At 61.1% G+C, this 6,486-nt stretch carries 5 protein-coding genes; all 5 read right to left on the bottom strand.

The window, feature by feature from the left end:
- Nucleotides 1-248 precede the first annotated feature (248 nt).
- Nucleotides 249-1,733, bottom strand: coding sequence for an APC family permease (locus FBY04_RS05005; protein ID WP_145314696.1), 1,485 nt, complete (start codon nt 1,731-1,733; stop codon nt 249-251).
- Between the two features lie 252 nt (nt 1,734-1,985).
- Complete coding sequence (locus tag FBY04_RS05000) at nt 1,986-3,410, bottom strand: gamma-aminobutyraldehyde dehydrogenase (RefSeq protein WP_084321911.1); 1,425 nt, start codon at nt 3,408-3,410, stop codon at nt 1,986-1,988.
- 174 nt (nt 3,411-3,584) lie between these two features.
- The gene (locus FBY04_RS04995) at nt 3,585-4,394 is read right to left on the bottom strand and encodes an ABC transporter permease (protein WP_084321912.1); all 810 of its coding nucleotides are present in this window, start codon (nt 4,392-4,394) and stop codon (nt 3,585-3,587) included.
- Nucleotides 4,384-5,331: an ABC transporter permease gene (locus FBY04_RS04990; RefSeq protein ID WP_084321913.1), complete on the bottom strand. Its 948-nt coding sequence runs from the start codon at nt 5,329-5,331 to the stop codon at nt 4,384-4,386. Before FBY04_RS04990 ends, FBY04_RS04995 begins: the two co-directional genes overlap by 11 nt.
- Before the next feature lies 1 nt (nt 5,332).
- Nucleotides 5,333-6,370, bottom strand: coding sequence for an ABC transporter ATP-binding protein (locus FBY04_RS04985; protein ID WP_084321914.1), 1,038 nt, complete (start codon nt 6,368-6,370; stop codon nt 5,333-5,335).
- Nucleotides 6,371-6,486: the final 116 nt, after the last annotated feature.

Below are 6,486 nucleotides of genomic sequence, written 5' to 3'. Positions count from 1 at the left end.
CGGGTTCAACGTAGCGCCTTTGCGCCCATCGCCAGCAAGCCGGCTCTTACATCAAACGTCCCAAGTGGTGGACGCAGAACCAGGCTTGGTTGGCTTGGATGATGGCGTGGAGGAAGCGGGTGTGGCGGGGAAAAAACAGTGGGGATGAAATGAGGATGAGTTTCAGACGGAGCTGCGGGGGATGGCAGATGCCGTTTGACGAGTGAAGCTTGCCCCGGGAGCCAATAGGATCCCGGGGGTAATTGTCCTTAGTGACGAACCTTCCAGGCATCCCCAGCAGGCGCCGTACCATGGTCATACGGCTTGGCAATCCACATGTAAACCAACCCCAACCCAATCACGATCGCCGTGCTTAGCACCATCGCATAGTTGATGTACCACGCCGCGTCCGGCGTGCGCGGCCAGGCCATGTTGATGATGGCGCCGACGCCGTAGACCAGCGCGCCGATGTTCACCGGCCAACCCCATGCACCGAGGGTGAATTTGCCGCTCGGTTTCCAGCCTTTCAGGCGGGCATACAGCGCCGCGAGCACGATCATCTGGAACGCCAGGTAGATACCGATGGCGGCGAAGCTGACGATGGTGGCCACCGCGTCTTGCAGGAAGAAGCCCAGAATGATGATCAACGCTGGCAGGACGCCGGAGACGAACAGTGCGGCAACCGGAACCTGGGTTGCAGGTGAAATCTTTTTCAGCAGTGAACTGCCGATGACCATTTCATCCCGGGCGTAGGAATACAGCAGACGACTCGCTGCCGCTTGCAGGCTGATGACGCAGGAGATGAAGGAAATCATCACCACGCCCATCACCACTTTCGAACCGACCGGGCCGAAGGCGTTGTTGAGGATGGTGGTGACCGGGTCTTTGTCGGTGCCGTTGATCACGGCTTGCATGTCGGGCACGGCGAGGATCAGCGCTAGGCAGGCGAACATCGCCGCGATGCCGCCGATGTAGATGGTCATGCGCATCGCCACCGGGATTTGCTTGCTCGGGTTCGGGGTTTCTTCCGCTACGTCGCCGCAGGCTTCGAAGCCGTAGTACAGGAACATCCCCGCCAGCGAGGCGGTGAGGAAGGCCGGCAGGTAGGAGCCATTGATGCTGATGTCGAAGGTGTTGAACAGCACGCTGATCGATTGATGACGTTCGAAAATCAACAGGTAAACGCCGACGATCACCGCACCGACCAGTTCGCAGAGGAAGCCGAACATGGCGATTCGCGCCAGCACTTTGGTGCCGCTGAGGTTGACCAGTGTGGCAAACAACGTCAGCACCAGAGCGATGACAATGTTGGTGTTGTTATTCGGTTCAAAGCCCATCATTGCCGCGAGGTACGGACCGGCGCCCACGGCAACGGCAGCGATGGTGACGCACAGGGCGATGGAGTAGATCCAGCCGACCATCCACGCCCAGCGCTTGCCCACCAAGCGGCGAGCCCACGGATAGACGCCACCGGAAATCGGGAACTGCGAGACCACTTCACCGAAGATCAGGCACACCAGCAACTGGCCGCAACCGACCAGCAAATACGCCCAGAACATCGGTGGCCCACCGGCGGCCAGGCACAGGCCGAAGAGGGTATAAACCCCTACAACCGGAGAGAGGTAAGTGAAGCCCAGGGCGAAGTTTTCCCACAGGCTCATGCTGCGGTTGAAGTTGGAGGTGTAACCCAGCTTGCGCAGTTGCTCGGCATCGCTGTCGATGGCGACTGCGGTGAGTTCGGGTAGTGCACTCATAGTGTGTTAACTCCGGAAAATCGGCAGATTTCGGATGTCCGAAACCGTGGCGGCGCCTTGGCGGCGCTGCCCGGATCGGTGGTTATTGTTTTGTTTGTCTGCGTTGAAGCCTGGAGGTGCGTGTTGCCGGTTTCTGCCTTGAAACCGCGGTGACGCCATCGCCAGCAAGCCGGCTCCTACGGTGGTTTGTGTCGTACACATTCATGGCGCACGACACAAACCACCGTAGGAGCCGGCTTGCTGGCGATGCTTTTAATGCTTGAACATCACATGCCGCACAACGGTGTAATCTTCCAGCCCATACATCGACATGTCCTTCCCATACCCGGACAATTTCTGACCGCCGTGAGGCATTTCGCTGACCAGCATGAAGTGCGTGTTCACCCAGGTGCAGCCGTACTGCAAGCGCGCCGACAGGCGATGCGCGCGGCCAACGTCGGCGGTCCACACCGACGACGCCAGGCCGTAGTCCGAATCGTTGGCCCAGCCGAGCACCTGCGCTTCATCGGTGAATTTGGTCACCGACACCACCGGGCCGAACACTTCGCGGCGGACGATTTCGTCGTCCTGCTGTGCATCGGCCAGCACCGTCGGTTCGAAGAAGAAGCCGTTGCCTTCAACTGCCTTGCCGCCAGTGATCAGGCGGATGTGCGGTTGCGCCACGGCGCGGTCGACGAACCCGGCTACCCGGTCGCGGTGCTGCGCGGTGATCAGCGGCCCGAGTTCGGTCGACGGGTCATCCTGCAGGCCATACTTGATGCTGCTGACCGCTGCGCCGAGCTTCTCGACGAATGTCTCGTAGATGCCTTCCTGCGCGTAGATGCGGCAGGCGGCGGTGCAGTCCTGGCCGGCGTTGTAGAAACCGAAGGTGCGAATGCCTTCGACAGCGGCGTCGATGTCGGCGTCGTCGAAGATGATCACCGGGGCTTTGCCGCCCAGTTCCATGTGCATGCGCTTGACGCTGCTGGCGGTGCTGGAAATGATGTTCGAACCGGTGGCGATCGATCCGGTCAGTGACACCATGCGCACTTTCGGGTGGGTGACCAGCGGGCTACCGACGGTAGGACCACGGCCGAACACCAGGTTGAGCACACCGGCCGGGAAGATTTCCGACGCCAGTTGTGCCAGGCGCAACGCGGTCAGCGGGGTCTGTTCCGACGGCTTGAGCACCACGGTGTTCCCGGCGGCGAGGGCTGGGGCGATTTTCCAGGCGACCATCATCAGCGGGTAGTTCCACGGCGCGATGGAGGCGATCACGCCCACCGGATCGCGGCGGATCATCGAGGTGTGGCCGGCCAGGTATTCACCGCCGGCCGAGCCGCTCATGCAACGACTGGCGCCGGCGAAGAAACGGAACACGTCGGCAATCGCCGGGATCTCGTCGTTCAGCGCGGCGCTGTAGGGTTTGCCGCAGTTATCGGATTCGAGTTTGGCCAGCTCTTCGCCGTGGGCTTCGATGGCGTCGGCGAGTTTGAGCAAGAGCAGCGAGCGCTCTTTTGGCGGGGTGTGCGACCAGCTGTCGAACGCGGCGTCGGCGGCCCGTACAGCGGAGTCGACCTGGGCTTCGCTGGCTTCGTTGATTTCCACCAGCACGCGACCGAGGGCCGGGTTGAACACCGGTTGGGCGGGGCCTTCGCCGTCGATGAGTTGGCCGTTGATCAAGAGTTTGGTTTGCATGGCGTTGTCCTCTTTGAATCTATTATTTTTCTCTGGAGAAACCGGATCCTGTAGGAGCTGGCTTGCTAGCGATCGCGGTGTGTCAGCCCACATCTATGTTGAACGTCGGTCAGTAATCGCTAGCAAGCCAGCTCCTACAGGATTGGGTTCGCACACTGGGATCGGTGTTCTTCGTTACTTCCCGCCACTCCCCGCCACGCTCTCACCGCCGCGGGTCAGGTAATAGGCGCCGAGAATCGGCAGCATGGTCACCATCATCACCAGCATCGCGACGACGTTGGTCACCGGCACGTCCCGTGGGCGGCTGAGCTGGTTGAGCAGCCACAGCGGCAGGGTGCGTTCATGGCCGGCGGTGAAGGTGGTGACGATGATTTCGTCGAACGACAGCGCAAACGCGAGCATGCCGCCGGCGAGCAATGCCGAGCCAAGGTTCGGCAGGACGATGTAGCGGAAGGTCTGCCAGCCATCGGCACCGAGGTCCATCGAGGCTTCGATCAAACTGTGCGATGTACGGCGCAAACGGGCGATGACGTTGTTGTAGACGATCACCACACAGAAGGTCGCGTGGCCGACGATGATGGTGAACATCCCCGGCTCGATCCCCAGCGTCTTGAACGTCGCCAGCAGCGCGATCCCGGTGATGATCCCCGGCAATGCGATGGGCAAAATCAGCATCAGCGAGATGCCTTGTTTGCCGAAAAAATCCCGACGGTACAACGCGGCCGATGCCAGCGTGCCAAGCACCAGTGCGATCAACGTGGCGACGGAGGCGATCTGCAGCGACAGCTTGATCGCTTCCAGCACGTCCGGTCGCGAGAACGCCACGCCGATCCACTTCAGGGTGAAACCCTTGGGCGGAAAACTGAACGCCGCGTCTTCGGTGTTGAAGGCGTACAGGAAGATGATCAGGATCGGGAAGTGCAGAAACACCAATCCGCCCCAGGCAGCAATGCGCAGACCCAATGAAGCTTTCTCAGAGTGCATCGAAGGCCCCCAGTCGTTTGACGATGGTCAGGTAAATGGCGATCAACACAATCGGCACCAGCGTGAAGGCCGCGGCCATCGGCATGTTGCCGATCGCGCCTTGCTGGGCGTACACCATGCTGCCGACGAAGTACCCCGGCGGGCCCACCAGTTGCGGCACGATGAAGTCGCCCAGGGTCAGCGAAAACGTGAAGATCGAACCGGCGGCGATGCCCGGAATCGACAGCGGCAGAATCACCTGCATGAAGGTCTGGCGTGGCTTGGCGCCGAGGTCGGCGGAGGCTTGCAGCAACGACGGCGGCAGGCGTTCCAGTGAGGCCTGAATCGGCAGAATCATGAATGGCAGCCAGATGTAGACGAACACCATGAAGCGCCCCAGGTGTGAGGTCGACAAGGTGCTGCCACCCACACCCGGAATGCCCAGCACGAACTGCAACACCGGCTCCAGTCCAAGGTGCTGAACGAACCATTGCGCCACGCCGCCCTTGGCCAGCAACAAGGTCCAGGCGTAGGCCTTCACGATGTAGCTGGCCCACATCGGCATCATCACAGCGATGTAGAAAAACGCCTTGGTTTTGCCCGTGGTGTAGCGCGCCATGTAGTAGGCAATCGGGAACGCGACGATGGCGCTGGCGATCGAGACCACGACCGCCATGCTCAGGGTGCGCAGGATGATGTCGAAGTTCGAGGGCTGGAACAGCGCGGCGAAGTTCGCCAGGGTCAGGTCGGGCGTGACCGCCATGGTGAAATCGTCGAAGGTATAGAAGCCTTGCCACAACAGCACCAACAGCGAACCAAGGTAGATCGCGCCGAACCACAACAACGGCGGCACCAGCAGCAGCGACAGGTAAAAGTTCGGCCGGCGATACAGCAGGTTGGAAAACCTGCGTAACGGCGAGCCGCCGGCCGGGGTTTGAGGAAGAGCCACGCTGGTCATCTCACACCCCGCCGGCAACGGTGTCGTGCAACGGGATCATCGCTTCCCGCGCCCAGCGTGCGCTGATGCGTTGCCCGGTCTGATGTTGCGCGCTGACGTCCAGCCATTGATTGTTGGCCTGGCTAATGTTCAGGGTCTGGCCGTTTTCCAGTTTCAGTTCATAGCGGGTGGCGCTGCCCTGGTACTGAACGTCGTGGAGCAAACCGCTGACTTCGATCTCGTGACTGGCCAGCGGGCCTTCGGCGAAACGCACGTGTTCCGGGCGGATCGAAAACGGCTGCGGATTGCCGCTGAGTTGCTGCGCCAGATCGCCGCGAATCACGTTGGAGGTGCCGACGAACTCCGCGACAAAGGTGGTCGCCGGTTTCATGTAGAGGTTGCGCGGTGTGTCGACCTGCTCGATGCGACCCTTGTTGAAAACAGCCACGCGGTCGGACATCGACAAGGCTTCGGTCTGATCGTGGGTGACGAAGATGAAGGTGATGCCGAGCTGGCGCTGCAGCTTTTTCAGCTCGCTCTGCATTTGCTCGCGCAGTTTCAAGTCGAGGGCGCCGAGGGGTTCGTCGAGCAGCAACACCCGAGGGCGATTGACCAAGGCGCGGGCCAGGGCCACGCGCTGGCGTTGACCACCGGAGAGTTGCACCGGCTTGCGCTCGCCGTAGCCGCCGAGGGCGACCATGTCGAGGGCTTCTTCGGCGCGCTTGCGGCGTTCTGTTTTGCCGACGCCTTTGACTTTCAAACCGTAGGCTACGTTGTCGAGCACGTTCATGTGCGGGAACAGCGCGTAGTCCTGAAACACCGTGTTGACGTCACGCTCATACGGCGGCAGCCCGGCGGCTTCGTGGCCATGAATCCGGATCGAGCCTGCGCTCGGTTGTTCAAAACCGGCGATCAGGCGCAAACACGTGGTTTTGCCCGAGCCGGAAGGGCCCAGCATGGAAAAGAACTCGCCGTCCTGGATGTCGATGGAAACCCGGTCTACGGCTTTCACTTCGCCGAATAGACGGGAAACGTTGGTGAACTGGACTGCAAGCGTCATGGTGCGGTGCTCCGGGAATCTGGAATCTTGAAAAGCATCGCCAGCAAGCCGGCTCCTGCACGGGGTACGCGTACTCTGTAGGAGCCGGCTTGCTGGCGATAAAGGTCCGAAGGACC

Origin of the sequence: Pseudomonas sp. SJZ080 (assembly GCF_007828295.1) — a bacterium.
Taxonomy (GTDB): Bacteria; Pseudomonadota; Gammaproteobacteria; order Pseudomonadales; family Pseudomonadaceae; genus Aquipseudomonas; species Aquipseudomonas migulae_A.
Note: the sequence above shows the minus strand (reverse complement) of the source record. Positions and strands in the feature narration are given on the sequence as shown.